The organism is Microcoleus sp. B6-A1 (genome assembly GCF_036705085.1).
GTDB lineage: Bacteria > Cyanobacteriota > Cyanobacteriia > Cyanobacteriales > Microcoleaceae > Microcoleus.
Window position 1 is genome coordinate 1 of sequence record NZ_JAUBTU010000064.1, and the last position, 14040, is coordinate 14040.

The window sequence follows — 14040 nt, forward strand, 5'->3', positions numbered from 1 at the left end:
ATCACTTTTACCGACAAGCAGGGAATCGGGAAGCTCAAATTAAAAGGAACACGCGACTTACATTTCTATCAGCGTAGTCAAATTAAGCGAGTACGTTTGGTGAGACGGGCAGACGGATATTATGTCCAGTTTTGCATTCAAGTTAACCGTTCTGAAAAGACTGAAGTCACAGGTAACGCCATCGGGTTAGACGTAGGAATTAAAGAGTTCTACACAGACTCAAATGGGGTTGCAATTGAGAACCCGCGTTTCCTGGGCAAGGGAGAACGCAGGTTGAAAAAATCCCAAAGACGAGTCTCAAAGCGAGTCAAGGGTTCACAAAACAGAAAAAAAGCTAGAGCGATTCTAGGGAAGCGCCACCTCAAGATAAGTAGACAGCGTAAAGATTTTGCCGTGAAGTTAGCAAGATGCGTCATCCAGTCTAACGACTGTGTAGCCTACGAAGACTTGAGGATCAAAAATATGGTGAAGAATCACTCTTTAGCAAAATCGATTAACGACGCATCTTGGTATATGTTCCGAATTTGGTTGGAGTATTTCGGCAAAGTATTCGGAAGAATTACGATTGCCGTACCAGCTAACGGAACAAGTCAAGAATGCTCTAGCTGCGGAACAATTGTTAAGAAAAGTCTATCAACACGAACCCACGCTTGTCGGTGTGGATGCGTATTAGATCGTGACTGGAACGCAGCTAAAAACATCCTAAGTCGGGGATTAAGTACGACGGGGCACGTCGGAACTTGGATCTTAGATCCGAACGCTTGTGGAGAATTGACCGCTACCGATGTTGAAGTAATTCTGCATCGGCAAGTTGATTCTGCGAATCAAGAATCCCCTCGGCTTTAGCCAGGGGAGTGTCAATGGACTGGTTCTAATCTGTTCCGGGCGGGCTCTTCGGCCCAACCCCTACTCCCCACAAGCAGAAAATTTATCTGTTGTGGAACAGGCTAGGGAAGCTTGTTCATGTCCGGGCGGGCTCTTCGGCCCAACCCCTACTCCCCACAAGCAGAAAATTCACTCTTTGTGGAACAGGCATCTTGCCTGTTCATGTCCGGGCGGGCTAGAAGCCCAACCCCTACTCCCCACAAGCAGAAAATTCATTCTTTGTGGAACAGGCAAGATGCCTGTTCTTAGAAAATACTGCAAAATGTTCGATCGCACATCACCGTCCATCCACCTTCATCTACACTGAAAAATTTAAGATATTCGATCGCACCCATCGCCCCAAACCCGATTTTCGTATCGAACTGTTAAGCTCTGTTTCATTTCATTGAAATCTCTCCCCTATATCCCCACCGCATCCCAAGTCCGTGATACCATCACACCTGAGTAATGCCTATAGAAAAAAACTGGAGAGAAAAGCTTTGACACTAAGGGTTGCAGTAGTAGGTTCAGGCCCTGCGGGTTCTTCCGCCGCCGAAACATTGGTAAAAGCAGGCATCGAAACATACCTATTCGAGCGTAAATTAGACAACGCCAAACCCTGCGGTGGGGCGATTCCCCTGTGCATGGTCAGCGAATTTGACTTGCCGCAAAGTATTATTGACCGCCAAGTCAGAAAAATGAAAATGATCTCCCCCTCTAACGTCGAGGTGGACATCAATATTGAAAACGCACACGAATACATCGGTATGTGCCGCCGCGAAGTGCTCGATGGCTTCATGCGCGATCGCGCCGCTTCCTTGGGTGCAAAACTAATTAACGGCACCGTTCACAAATTAGAAATTCCCGGCAACAATACAGACCCCTATACTCTCCACTATGCCGACCACTCCGACGGCAGTGCAATGGGAATTCAGAAAACTCTGAAGGTGGATTTGGTGATTGGGGCTGACGGCGCCAACTCCCGCGTAGCAAAGGCGATCGACGCTGGTGATTACAATTATGCGATCGCCTTCCAAGAACGCATCCGCCTGCCGGAAGATAAAATGGCTTACTACCACGACTTAGCCGAAATGTACGTCGGCGATGACGTATCTACCGACTTCTACGCTTGGGTGTTCCCCAAATACGACCACGTAGCCGTCGGCACCGGCACGATGAAAGTCAATCAAGCCAGTATCAAAAAGCTGCAAGCAGGCATCCGCGCCCGCGCTGCCAAAAAATTGATGGGCGGTGAGATTATTAAAGTGGAAGCTCACCCCATCCCGGAACATCCGCGTCCCCGCCGGGTTGTCGGCCGAGTTGCTCTCGTAGGCGATGCTGCAGGTTACGTTACCAAGTCTTCTGGCGAAGGTATCTATTTTGCCGCCAAGTCTGGTCGGATGTGCGCCGAAACTATTGTGGAGATTTCCAATAAAGGCGCGCGCATTCCGACTGAAGAGGAAATTAAGATTTACCTGAAGCGGTGGGATAAAGCCTACGGCATTACTTACAAAGTTCTTGACATTTTGCAGCGCGTGTTCTACCGTTCCGACGCTACCCGCGAAGCTTTTGTGGAAATGTGTGCCGATCGCGATGTACAGAAACTCACATTCGATAGCTACTTGTATAAAACCGTCGTACCGGCTAATCCTTTCATTCAGATGAAGATTACTGCGAAAACCATTGGTAGCTTGTTGCGTGGGAATGCTTTAGCGCCTTAATTCCCTGCGGATAAACGCACTTTGTATAAAAAAAGCGGGCAGTCACAAAACTGCCCGCTTTTTTTTCGATCTAAGATAACGAACTGTCAAAATTCACAGGCGAGACGCCTGTGCCACGTGTGCTAAGGAAGAGGAAGAAGAAGAATTGTTAGTTCAAGTTCAACTGCACTAAGGTATCGGGGGCGAGGAAGTGGGAAATGTGATAAGCCCGCTCTTCTGTTTTTAGCAGGATTTTTTCGTAGAGGTAGCGGGTAGCTCGATCGCCCAAACTTTCTGCTTGTCCTGCTTGACGGCGTAGCAAACCGAGGATAGCTTGCTCCGCTGTCAAATCGTGTTCCAGCATTTGGCGGCAGGAATATACGCCGTCGGCTTCCGGCTCAAAACAGCACAACTCAGCTAACTTGCTAAAGCTAGCTGCTGGTATGCCGCCCAACCCGTTTAACCGTTCGCCCAACTCGTGGACGCTATCTTGAGCTTCTCCGTAGCTTTCTTCAAAGAATTTGTGCAAGGAGTAGAATTCTGCCCCTTCCACCACAAAATGATGTTTTTGATATTGCAGGTATAGAGCCTGAAAACTGGCCAGCAGCGCGTTCATTCCTTCACAAATCGGTGCTGTGACTGAATGTTCCAGTAGAACTGGGTTTTCGGCTATGTGGCCAAACGGTCTTAATGCACTCTGAGTCTCAGTCATGTGTGTTCTCCTCTCAATAGGCAGTTTTGTTGCCAATAGAGTCAGTCTAGCACCGTAAATTTACCAGTCAAGCAGAGTCTGCCTCAATAGTGGAATATTTTGTAGAGTAGGAAATTTTTTTTCTAAACCTATTGAGAATAATTAGCAGTTGGGTTATGCTTAAAAAGATTCTCGTTCTGAACGCTTCCTGAAAATGGGGCGAACCTTCTGAAGGCAGAAGGCAGAAGGCAAAAGGCAGAATTTTTCAGGCAGGGCTTTTGATAATCCTTGATTTTCTTGGGAAATCTAGCTTTTAACTTCTGCTGGCGATCGGTCAGGAGCAAAAATTAATGCAAATTATTACTGTTGTTAAAAAATGAATCCAGCAGATCCAGAATTAGAAGTTTGTGACATTGTGCAAGTGAGTTGGCTAGATAGGTGGCAAGTTTACAAACGCTTGCAAGAGCTAGAAATTCCCTGTTGGTGTGCGGTTGACCAACCTTTGCGGGCAAAAGTCAACACTGCTAAACAAGCGGCTCAGTTAATGAGCGTGTTGAGGCAAGTCAGTGCCCCTCGGGGCGAACTGGTGCAGTGGCTGGAATACTGCTGGCAAAGGGGCTAAAGGTAGAAGGAAGTTCGGCAACGAGCAATGTAGAAGATGTAACGGATGTAACGGATTTAAAGGAGTCATAACAATGTATAAATCTGGCAAGCAAGTTTCCGAATTCAGTTTAGAAGGAGAAATCCTCAGCCTGATTATTGAAGATGGCTGCAAACTTAAATATTTGCGAATTAGCAATGCTCGGGGAGTAGAATATCTTGTTAAACTGTGCAAGGAATTGCGGTCATTTCTGTTACCTGTTTTGACGCCCGGGTTGAAAGTTGAAGTGGTAGGTGAGAAAGAACTCAACTTGAAAAACGGTAAAATAAAACTTAAAGCTCGCAGCCTCAAGCTGGCTCAAGGTCAAAATGCTCGATCGCACGAACACCTCGACTCCACCAATGTACCTATTGGGGTATTGACATCCGACGATCGCGCGATCGGCAAAACCCAAGTCAGCTCTCCCACAGCAGCTCAAACTGTAAAAGCTCCGGCAAAAACCCAAACCAAAATATTAGTATGTCAAAAATCCGACTGCCTGAAGCGGGGCGCTGGAGGAGTCTGTAAAGCTTTAGAAAATGCTTTGAATGCGCGCGGTTTAGAAGACAAAGTGACAGTACAGGGAACCGGATGTCTCAAACAGTGTAAAGCAGGCCCAAATATAGTGGTAATGCCGGACAAAACTCGCTACAGTCGCATTGCACCGGCAGAAGTTCCAGCAATCATTGACAAACATTGTGCAGTTGTTAAAGCTTAGGCGATCGCCGGGATGCCGCAAGAGTGCGTTAGAGATCGGGAAAGATTATTTTAATAGGACTCTGGGCGAAAAACTTACAGGCGCATCTTACGTTTTAATTTGAGTTCGAGTTGTAGTTCGATCGCGCCACTCGATTCAGAGGTTATGGTCGCAAAAAACCGGAAAAATGCCAAAACTATCACCAAAAAATTTGGTTTGAAGCCCCGTCTTTCTAGGACGGCTTTAATTATAAAACTTTGTTAAAAGATCTAATAAATTCTAAGCTAAAGTTTAGAATTTAGACAGGCAAGTAAGAACAACCATCTACGTGTTGAAACGATTTCATAAGGTGAAACTCCTGGGTTGGATCGCTACTCGGCAATGCCGAGCCTGTCCAAACACGTAATAGTGAGTCGTTGAGCGTACCTAACTGGATTATTGATGGAATCAGAAAGCAATCTAAAAACAAAAGTAAGCGCAACAGCAATACTTCTGGTGCCAGTAGTTGTTTCGAGCGTGTAGATGCGATTTGACAGCGCATTTAAGACTTAAGTCTTAAGAATCTCCGTGGCTTTAGCCCGAAGAGTGTCAATTAGGGGCTTTTTTCTGTAGAATCTCTAAGGATAGACTGTATCTGAGACCCTGTGAGTATTGGGATAAAAAGCCATGTCAGAAGCTGATCTTCGAGCCCATCAGCACCAACCGCACCCTGCTGTTCCATCCGATACCGAACCATTTCAGTCAGATTTTGCTGCTACTGGGGGTTTTGAGCCGATCGCCCCCGATGCGACAGACACTCCCGCAACGGTTCCCCAACAGCCAGAAGAAGACTGGCAAACAGTAGATTTTCCCAACGCCATCAGCGTAGATGCAATTCCCACAAAACCTGAAACAAAAAATTCGCAATCTCCGACACAGCCGACTGAGGCGGGCTCGCCCCCGATGTCAGAGAATCTAAAAAATCTGCTTGGGAATGCCGAACAGGCCAAGGGCAAAGGATCGACCCCAGTCACCCTTATGCAAGCGCTGCACGAATGCAACCGCGACCTTTTACAGCGCATCGCGCAGCTAGAAACAGCTCTCGAAGAGTCCCAAAAAACCTTGCAGAATCGCGAAACTTTGCTAGAACAGCGGACTGCAGAACTCGAAAAGACTCAAGAACAATTGACGCGGCTGTTTGGCAAAGTGGAAGTTTCCCATCAAACCCTCCAAAGTCAAGAAATTTTAGTCGAAAGTTTAAGAAGTCAGTTGGCAACCAGCCAAGTCAGGCTAGCGACTGTTGAGCGAGAATGTGCGTCTACTGTGCAGCGCTACAACGAACAGTTACAGCAGTTAGTAGCCACAGAAAATATTTGCAGGGAATTGCGAGCCCGCTTGCACCGCCAGCAGCGCCACACTCTGCAATTCAAAGCTGCCTTGGAAAGAAGTTTGGACAGGCCGCAGGTAAAGTCGCCGAGGATCGAGCCGCCTGACAATAATCTGGACACCGCCACCGCACAATTAGAATCTTTGCTCGCGGCGGTCAAAAGCTCTCAGATGCCGGTGCCGCCAGCCTTCAACGCTTCCCCAGTCCAACCTTGGTCGGAAACCGAAGAGCTTCCAGAGGTAGCCGCTGCTGCCGAGGCGATCGAGCCTGAATCCCCAGCCCCTCTAGAACTCAACAAATTAGCACAAGTATCCGCCATTCAATTACAGGAGACCGAAACCTACCAGCCTCATGAGCCGGCACCTGACTCGGCCCCTGCGGTTGCGGAACCTGAACTGCCGGTGGCGGAGTCTGAACCCGAAACTGCTACCAATGTGGACACGCAAGAATTAGCCAGGGCTTTTCAAATTTTGAACTCTGTTGAAACCTTTGGCATTCAAGAAGTGCGATCGAGTGTGGCAAAACCTACAGCAGTCGCCCAACCAGACTGGCTGAGTTTGATTGCCAGTCCGCTGCGGGCTTCTAAAAAACGTCGATCGCTAGCTGAAATTGAATTGCCGAGTTTTCGATAGCGAACTGAAGTTGCTAGTTTTGAGTCAACACTCAAAACTCAACACTCTTTTCTCCCCTTTCCCATGCCGTAGGTGAGAGCATAGCTGGTAGCCAACAGCCACAGCCAAACAGCCGGATACCGGGGCTCCAACCAAGGCCGTACCCTGCGGGCGAAGCTGGGAAGCCATCCGAACAGCAAACTGGCCAAAGCCAGCAGAGTAAAATTCAAGTAACTTCCCAGCCAGCGCCAAATATCCCCCAAGGTGACAAAATCTAAAATCCACAACAGGAGAGAAGGATTTTGTCCGGCTGCTTCGAGCGCCAGTCGATTGAAAGTTAGCCAGTCGGTTCTGTCTTTAATAAAAGTTTCGGCTACGGCGAGTTTTTGCGCTGCCAAAATACCGAAAAAGGTATTGAGCATTGAATTAATTCTTTGGGGTGGCAAACTGCTGCCGGTAGGAACCATCATGCCTTTAGAAAATAGCCAAGTTACTGAAACATTGCTCTGGTAGGCGCGAATTTGGTTTAAGTGATTTGCCGTCAACAAATTGTGCTTTAATGCTGTATCCAAAAGGTCTGTTAAGCGAAAAAGATTACGGACGAGGGAGCCGAAGCCGGTGAAAACGAGGGGAGATTGCAAGGATGCTGCGTCGCCGATCGAGACTAGGCGATCGATCGCCACGGAGCGATCGCCGCTGTTGCTGCTAAAATGCCCCGGAATATAACCAAAGGTCGGTTTTTTCCACACCAATTTATCGACATCGCAGCGACGGTATTCCGGTAAAATTGCGAAAAAATCCTCGTACATTTCCAGCAAAGAACCGGGGTTCTCTGGATGTACTTGGTGGTAGTGAAATAGATAAACTGTCAGTTCTGTGCCGGCGCCGGGAAACAACTCCCAGATGAGCTGGCGTCCGCGGGAAACGTCCCCGTGAGTGTGGAGTACATCCCCGTACTCGGAATCCCATACTCCCGGCTCAAATCCTCCGTCGATGACTGCTCCCACTGTCGGACAAACGCTGTCAAAAGTCCGCCCTTCGTTCAATTGCCAAGCGATGGGAGAAGCCGAACCCATTGCATCCACCAGCAACCGTCCTAATGCAGTGCGATCGGCTTTTGTCGGCAAGTGGTGGCCCTGAACTACTACTTTTTCCGCTTCAACATCGGCTCTTATAAAATCAGTTTCGTCCCAGATTTTTCCACCAGCTTCTGTTAGCTTAAGTCCCGCTAAATTTAGCAATTTCTCCCCGTCCAAAGCTACATTGAGTACCTTTGGTGTGTGCAGAACAGGCGCTTTCGCCACGGGCGGATTGTTAGCATCAAAAAACTTGTTGTAGCCATCTTTGTATTCTCTGGCAATCAAAGTTTCTATTTCGGCAGCAGTAAATAAACCCAAATCAATTAAGCTTTGAATTTCATCCCGCGAAATATTCCACTCGCGATTCATTCGCCCGAAAGGCATTCGTTCAACTAGCAGCACCCGGTAGCCCAATCTCGCCATGACTGCGGCGTGAATCACTCCCAAGGCCCCGCCAATATAAATTAAGTCGTAAAAAGTATCGCCAGCATCAGACACCGAAACTGTACTTTTTACCTTCTTCTTAACATCGGTTACATCCGTTAAATCCGTTACAGAATCCGTTGCCGAACCTTCTTCCTTAAAAAACACTACTTGTTTTGGCGTTTGAGGATTGCGAGTGCCTTCGCGCCAACGCTGTTCCCACCAGTAGACGCGCTTGAGGTCGTATTCGCCTTGAGGCATTTTTTGGAAGTATTTGACGGTCAAGGGGTAATAGGGGGCAAGAGCCTCAAAAATTGACTGTTTGGAGAGGTCTATGACAGGGGGTTCCCGGTAGCGATCGGGAAACTTGTTTCTCACAGCAAGATTCAGAGCTTCCAGGAACTTTTTTTCTCCCGCAGGCGCCTCTTCTAGACGAAAGACTTTTAAATAAGTGGTGCGCTGCAGTGACCAGACAAAGGTGGAAAGTTCTGTCGATCGCCAATTTTGGTTTCCTGAATTGGTGTCAGCCAAGGTGGGTTTTGGATTGGCCTTTTGAGTTCCCGACAACATAACCTCTGCTGCTGTTACGTTTGAAAGCAGGCGAAAACCGTCAGGAGTAATAATTTTTTCTCCAATTTCGGGATCGAATTCGTGCTGCAACCAAGTGCAGACGGCTGCTGTATCCGGTGTCGGGACTTCTAGATAAAGAATTTCTTGCATGATTAGGCTCTCAATTCTGAATAAATTAATAAAGATGGGGGAGTTGACAAGGGAGCAAAGTAGGCTATACTCCCGAATACTTATTGAGTTTTAAATAAGTTTACAATGTTCTCAGATTTTTAGGTTTTCGATCGCTCTTGCTCTCGGTGGGGGCGCAGTGGCTGAATATCTACTCCTTTCGGTATGCACTTCTATGAATTATCCCATTCCTACGAATCCTCAAGAAATGATTGCTTTGCGACAGCAGCCGCTGAATGAAGAATTGGTGGCGTCGGCGATCGCGGGCGTGATTCAAATAGCTCGATCGCGATCTCAGTCTTTGGATGAATTGAAAGCTGAGGTACTCGCCGACGACAATCTGCTCGATTTTGCTCAGAGGCTATGGCTGAGCGACATTGTGGCTCAAGCTTGGAACAATTTGCCCTAAATTGTCAACATCCAAAGCATTCTTCCCAACGTGATCGAGCCGGCGACAATAAGCTGATGACAGCTATATTGTCCGGTATAATTTGCGATAGTGTAAAAATTATAGACTTATTGCATAAATCTTTAATCGGAAAACCGCAGATAAACGCAGATGCGTTTCAAGATAGTTTGACTTTCAGAGGTTCGCCGCATTTATTAAATATTTTAAAATCCCAATAATTTGACTAATATTATCAATGAAATAATCATTTAGATCGACTTCCATAATTTGATTGCTAAGCCGTAAAAATTTCCAATTTGTCCCTGTTGTGACCACCCCATATATTTCGGAAATATTATTGTTTCTTCTTTCATTAAAGATTTGAGCTGCAATCATTTCTGCCATACATTGTGGAAGTCCAGCTTGGATATTATCATTTTTCGCTTCAACCAAGGCGACCACCGGGGCTTTTATTAGCAGTTGTTCGGGAGAACGACTAATCAGAAAGTCACAGAAACCAGTTAATCCTTTTTCTAAATCTACATTAAACTCTTTGCCGGAAAAAAAGCTAATTTGATACTTAAACTGCTTTCTAACTTCTACTAAAATAGGTGTGACAATTAATTCTGAGCGAGCTTTTTCGGTATTAATTGCTAAAGCCAAAGAAATGTTTTCTTGCAGAGTTTGGCTGAGAAGCTCGCTATACTCGGCTTCTGGTAAATCGGCAAAAATACCAACTTTGTCAGCAATGGTTATGCCAAAGTTGGTTTCAATCATTTCTAGGTTGGTAAATTGGCTGTATGACATTTTTATTAGGAGGCAAGGAAAACTTGACCATCAAAAATGAAAAAATATTGTTTTTATTTTAACATATTTGATGCTCGTTTTCAAAGGAATTTGGTATGAGTAACTTAGCCACTAACGCAACTCAACTTCTCGCTTGACTTCTGTCAAAACTCGATCGCCCCGCGTCAACCGGTATTCGGCCCGCCAAACTCCGGGAGTCAGAGGAGAATTTGTACTGTTTCTTTTGCCGACATAACCCAACCAAGTACGGCTGGGGGCTTTAATTTCATTGGTCTGATCGGCGATGGTTGTGCCGTTGGGGGCAAATAATTTGTATTGTTCGCGATCGCCCTTGAGCACTCCGTAACTTTGCACCCAAAACAACAAAGCTGGACTGTTTGCAGGGAGTTGAGTCTCTGAAAATTGTCCTTCCCAGACAGCGTTGATATCGGGCGGCTTATTGGCAAAACCGGCCCTAATTAAACCTGTGGAAATATAGTCTAGAGGCTTGTCCCAAATTGGATTGCGGGCGATGTTGCAGCCTACCTTCGCGTCGGGGCCGACAAACGGATCTACGGGCTTGCCTTGATAGCGAAAAGTTACGTGTACGTGGGGGAAAGATGCCATCCCAGAGTTTCCCACCATGCCCAAAACTGTGCCTTTTTTTACCTGTGTACCCGGTTTGACGGCAACGCTGCCTTGGCGGAGGTGGCAGTATTGGGCTTCCCAACCACCGCCGTGGTCGATTACCATGCCGTTGCCACATTCTGTACCTGCGATGTTGGCTTTTTCTGTATCGTTCTGTAAACGCCGATCGACCACACCATCTCGTGCTCGCAAAACTTTGCCTGCAGCGGAGGCAATAACTGGAACTCCTTTTGCCATTGCTTTGGCGTCGGGAATGGCAAAGTCTGTGCCGTCGTGCCCGTCGTAGGTTTGGCGCCCGCAGCCAAAATCGACGGCAGTGGGGCCGGGTTCTCGATCGAAATACAGCAACACAAAACAGTCTTTTCCTAGGGTACAGTCGATCGGCTGACCGAATTGCGGGTTGTTCGGCTTTTGGGCGACTGCGGTAGAGACGAGACGCTGGGCGATCGTGTGGGCTTCGGCGATCGGGGCACTTACTCCGCTGTTATTAGCACAGCTAGACAGACTTGTCAACCCCAAGGTCAACAAAATTGCCGAAATGTATTTTTTTGATAGTATAGTCATTCGCCCGTTGGATGTAAAAGCTGAGGTGGGTAGTGAAAAATCAATTAATGATTCAGAATAGAGGGGATCAAGAATCTAGACGATGGGTAAGGCGTTTTCGTTTCCTATATTTGTTGTATTATTTTGAGTTGGAAATTTTAAAATTTTAATGAGTTCAAGAATGGGTTCTAAAATTCGATCGCTCATTTCGATAATTCGGCTGGCAGGGCTTGCTGTTGCTGCTTTGGGGATGTGGGGATTTGCCACCATTGCCGAAGACGTGTTGGGAAAACAAAGTTACGCTTTCGATACATCTATTTTACTATATCTCAGGAGCCTTCACACTCCGCTGCGCGATGGAGTAATGCTGGGCTTTACCTTTTTGGGCGAGCCGAAGTTGCTGCTAGTGATTTGTCTGACGTTCGGTATTGTTTTGCTAGCGCGCAATCACCGATCGGAATCTGCAACTATTGCGCTCGCGGGTGGTGGAGCGATCGGTTTAAATTTACTGTTAAAAAAACTTTTTGCCCGCGATCGACCTCAACTTTGGGAGCGCGTTGTTGACGTTCGCTTTTACAGTTTTCCTAGCGGACACGCGATGATTTCCATGGTTATTTACGGTTTGCTAGGATATTTTTTGGGTGTACGATTTCCCAAGCAGCGCTGGTCGATTTACAGTTTGACAGTTGTCTTAATTGCTGCTATTGGTTTTAGCCGGCTTTACCTAGGAGTTCATTGGCCTACCGATGTTATTGCTGGTTATACTGCTGGTTTGGTGTGGCTAATTACCTGTATTATCACTTTGGAAATATGGAAGGAATTGCGTTCTTTTACTAGGGCTTCTAAAGAGGAGTTTTTGTCACCAGATCCCTCTTCTAAAGAAATAACTAATGACTAACAACTAACAACTAATGACTAACAACTAACAACTAATGACTAACAACTAATGACTAACAACTAATGACTAATGACTAATGACTAATGACTAATGACTATTTGCTTCTGGGTAAAACACATGGCAATTCCTTTTTCGTAGTAAGCAGCCTCGTTAATGAAAATTGGATAAACGGTTGATTTACCTTCATACAATACCGACTCACCATCAAAGGTTAAAAACATCGGATCGCCGGGATTCAGGGCTTGATAATCTCTGGATTGCAGATGAGGATGAATCATTGCCTGAATTTCTCTGTTCTCGTTTCTGGGATAGTCGATCGCCCCAATGGTGTGATAAATAGTCAGGGGATTCTTTGCAGCAGGCATTGTGCCTTGATTGTAGGCTTCTACGCCGTCTAAAATTTGGCAGACAACTTGCTCGGTTTGCTGAAATAAAGACGCATCTAATACGCCTTGCGGCACTGCACCAACTTCCAGCGTACCGCCTAATTCGGAAAGCGATCGCAGCACAGGACTATCAGGATTGTTGGCTGTAGAAGCGAGTAGCTTGAGGTGGGGATGCACAGAGGTTAAATAAGCTGCTAGTTGCAGGTTAAATGGATGATGGCTGGCGAGAATAAATGTTAGCCCCATGTTGGATGTGGTGCTGTGCAAATCGATAATTACGTTGGGCTGATGAGTGTTTTTTGAGCTAAAAATGCGGTAGATTTCTTTCGCCCGTAGCGCTTCATAGCTGGAGAGATGGGGATTTTCTAAATCTTGCTTTCTAAAGCAGCGGTTGAGGTCGATATCGATGTAGCGTGTGCCGATTTCGCAAGCTTTGGGATTGGCTAGCAGGGTGATAGTTTCAAAAGTCGATCGCCCAATTAACTCTGGCGCGCGATCGAATTTCTTCACGAGGTAAATTCCTGTGAGTTCGTTTCCGTGGGTTCCTCCCACTATGGCAACACGTTTAATTTGATTCATAAACAAATAACTTCCTATCCCCAGTTTATCACCCTTTGTCATCAGTTGGTAAAACAAACCTGAGAAATCCGGTTTTTTGGTGTATTTATCGTCATCCAAAAGCTCGTAGAAACCCGGTTTCTCGCCCCGTGAATCTCAGAAACCGGGTTTCTCTCGATATTTCTCGTCACCCAACCAAAAAATTCCGAGAAACCCGGTTTCTCGCCCCGTGAATCTCAGAGTTGATATTTTTCACGAAATGCACGCTAGAGATTCTCCAAAGCTAAGATCGAAATCCAGCTACCGTCAGGACACTAAATCATTTAAAATTAAAGTTGGGGCGATGATCACCCCAATCATTCCCAAAACCTAGGTGTTGCCATGCGTAAAATTGTACTCTTCATTGCATCTAGTCTGGACGGTTATATCGCGCGATCTAATGGCGATATTGACTGGCTGTTTACAGACCAAAATTACGGTTATAATAAATTCTTAGATAGTATCGATACGGTTCTCATGGGTCGGAAAACTTATGAACAAGTTCTAACTTTTGGCGAGTATCCGTACCAGGAAAAACAGAGTTATGTTTTTACGAAAAATCTAGATTTTCAAGCAACTTCTGATGTCGAAGTGGTAACAGATTTAGAGAGTTTTGTCAATGATTTGCGCTTGCGAGACGGCAAGAATATTTGGTTGGTGGGAGGTGCTCTGCTGATTCGCGATTTCCTGAATCAAAACTTTGTCAACGAAGTGATTCTCTCGGTTCATCCGCTTATTTTAGGCGAGGGAATTCCTTTATTTGTTAATCCCATAAATACTACACCTTTGCAGTTAACTGGATGTCAGACATACAGTTCTGGTATGGTTCAGCTATCTTATGATGTCGCGACTTGAGGGCGCGCCCAATTGCTAAGTCGCTTGCCAAATACTGTCAGTTGATTATCAAAAAACGTAAGATAGGACTTAGTAATTGGGCTGATGATGAAATGTGTTTGCTACTTTTTGCTATTAATATCTTTTTTCG

Annotated in this window: 13 protein-coding genes; 8 read left to right on the top strand and 5 right to left on the bottom strand. The window is 46.1% G+C overall.

From position 1 onward, the window contains the following. Positions 1 to 846, top strand: an 846-nt coding sequence (locus tag QUB11_RS21505) for a transposase (protein WP_333391700.1), incomplete at its 5' end; no start/stop codon positions are given. Positions 847 to 1364: 518 nt separating this feature from the next. Next, on the top strand, positions 1365 to 2585 hold the full coding sequence (chlP, locus tag QUB11_RS21510; RefSeq protein ID WP_172186475.1) for a geranylgeranyl reductase: 1221 nt from the start codon (positions 1365 to 1367) through the stop codon (positions 2583 to 2585). Between the two features lie 148 nt (positions 2586 to 2733). Here chlP and QUB11_RS21515 read toward each other — a convergent pair whose 3' ends face one another. Then, positions 2734 to 3276, bottom strand: coding sequence for a Dps family protein (locus tag QUB11_RS21515; protein ID WP_333391702.1), 543 nt, complete (start codon positions 3274 to 3276; stop codon positions 2734 to 2736). 355 nt (positions 3277 to 3631) lie between these two features. Between QUB11_RS21515 and QUB11_RS21520 the strand changes: the two genes are divergently transcribed. From QUB11_RS21520 to QUB11_RS21530, 3 genes are all read left to right on the top strand, one after another. After that, on the top strand, positions 3632 to 3877 hold the full coding sequence (locus tag QUB11_RS21520; RefSeq protein WP_333391704.1) for an Asr1405/Asl0597 family protein: 246 nt from the start codon (positions 3632 to 3634) through the stop codon (positions 3875 to 3877). A gap of 73 nt (positions 3878 to 3950) precedes the next feature. Continuing rightward, positions 3951 to 4613 (top strand): (2Fe-2S) ferredoxin domain-containing protein, encoded by a 663-nt coding sequence (locus QUB11_RS21525; protein ID WP_333391705.1) that lies wholly within the window; start codon positions 3951 to 3953, stop codon positions 4611 to 4613. A 645-nt stretch (positions 4614 to 5258) separates the two neighbouring features. After that, positions 5259 to 6590: a hypothetical protein gene (locus tag QUB11_RS21530; protein WP_333391706.1), complete on the top strand. Its 1332-nt coding sequence runs from the start codon at positions 5259 to 5261 to the stop codon at positions 6588 to 6590. Positions 6591 to 6628: 38 nt separating this feature from the next. Here QUB11_RS21530 and QUB11_RS21535 read toward each other — a convergent pair whose 3' ends face one another. Beyond that, positions 6629 to 8791 (bottom strand): flavin-dependent dehydrogenase, encoded by a 2163-nt coding sequence (locus QUB11_RS21535; protein ID WP_333391708.1) that lies wholly within the window; start codon positions 8789 to 8791, stop codon positions 6629 to 6631. A 193-nt stretch (positions 8792 to 8984) separates the two neighbouring features. Here QUB11_RS21535 and QUB11_RS21540 point away from each other — a divergent pair, with 193 nt between their 5' ends. Then, complete coding sequence (locus QUB11_RS21540) at positions 8985 to 9218, top strand: hypothetical protein (RefSeq protein WP_190662685.1); 234 nt, start codon at positions 8985 to 8987, stop codon at positions 9216 to 9218. 174 nt (positions 9219 to 9392) lie between these two features. Here QUB11_RS21540 and QUB11_RS21545 read toward each other — a convergent pair whose 3' ends face one another. Both QUB11_RS21545 and QUB11_RS21550 read right to left on the bottom strand, forming a co-directional pair. Further along, on the bottom strand, positions 9393 to 10004 hold the full coding sequence (locus tag QUB11_RS21545; RefSeq protein WP_333206033.1) for a hypothetical protein: 612 nt from the start codon (positions 10002 to 10004) through the stop codon (positions 9393 to 9395). A 111-nt stretch (positions 10005 to 10115) separates the two neighbouring features. Then, complete coding sequence (locus QUB11_RS21550) at positions 10116 to 11195, bottom strand: M23 family metallopeptidase (protein WP_333206034.1); 1080 nt, start codon at positions 11193 to 11195, stop codon at positions 10116 to 10118. 148 nt (positions 11196 to 11343) lie between these two features. Between QUB11_RS21550 and QUB11_RS21555 the strand changes: the two genes are divergently transcribed. Next, complete coding sequence (locus tag QUB11_RS21555; RefSeq protein WP_333391710.1) at positions 11344 to 12072, top strand: phosphatase PAP2 family protein; 729 nt, start codon at positions 11344 to 11346, stop codon at positions 12070 to 12072. An 80-nt stretch (positions 12073 to 12152) separates the two neighbouring features. Here the strand turns inward: QUB11_RS21555 and QUB11_RS21560 are convergent, their stop codons facing one another. Further along, complete coding sequence (locus QUB11_RS21560) at positions 12153 to 13037, bottom strand: aspartoacylase (protein WP_333206036.1); 885 nt, start codon at positions 13035 to 13037, stop codon at positions 12153 to 12155. A gap of 360 nt (positions 13038 to 13397) precedes the next feature. On the opposite strand from QUB11_RS21560, the gene QUB11_RS21565 reads away from it, so the two are divergent. Next, complete coding sequence (locus tag QUB11_RS21565) at positions 13398 to 13910, top strand: dihydrofolate reductase family protein (protein WP_333206038.1); 513 nt, start codon at positions 13398 to 13400, stop codon at positions 13908 to 13910. The last annotated feature ends 130 nt before the right edge of the window (positions 13911 to 14040 follow it).

Coding starts and splice junctions, on each gene's coding strand:
- QUB11_RS21515 (WP_333391702.1), bottom strand. CDS start 3,276: ATGACTGAGACTCAGAGTGCATTAAGACCGTTTGGCCACATAGCCGAA.
- QUB11_RS21520 (WP_333391704.1), top strand. CDS start 3,632: ATGAATCCAGCAGATCCAGAATTAGAAGTTTGTGACATTGTGCAAGTG.
- QUB11_RS21525 (WP_333391705.1), top strand. CDS start 3,951: ATGTATAAATCTGGCAAGCAAGTTTCCGAATTCAGTTTAGAAGGAGAA.
- QUB11_RS21530 (WP_333391706.1), top strand. CDS start 5,259: ATGTCAGAAGCTGATCTTCGAGCCCATCAGCACCAACCGCACCCTGCT.
- QUB11_RS21535 (WP_333391708.1), bottom strand. CDS start 8,791: ATGCAAGAAATTCTTTATCTAGAAGTCCCGACACCGGATACAGCAGCC.
- QUB11_RS21540 (WP_190662685.1), top strand. CDS start 8,985: ATGAATTATCCCATTCCTACGAATCCTCAAGAAATGATTGCTTTGCGA.
- QUB11_RS21545 (WP_333206033.1), bottom strand. CDS start 10,004: ATGTCATACAGCCAATTTACCAACCTAGAAATGATTGAAACCAACTTT.
- QUB11_RS21550 (WP_333206034.1), bottom strand. CDS start 11,195: ATGACTATACTATCAAAAAAATACATTTCGGCAATTTTGTTGACCTTG.
- QUB11_RS21555 (WP_333391710.1), top strand. CDS start 11,344: ATGAGTTCAAGAATGGGTTCTAAAATTCGATCGCTCATTTCGATAATT.
- QUB11_RS21560 (WP_333206036.1), bottom strand. CDS start 13,037: ATGAATCAAATTAAACGTGTTGCCATAGTGGGAGGAACCCACGGAAAC.
- QUB11_RS21565 (WP_333206038.1), top strand. CDS start 13,398: ATGCGTAAAATTGTACTCTTCATTGCATCTAGTCTGGACGGTTATATC.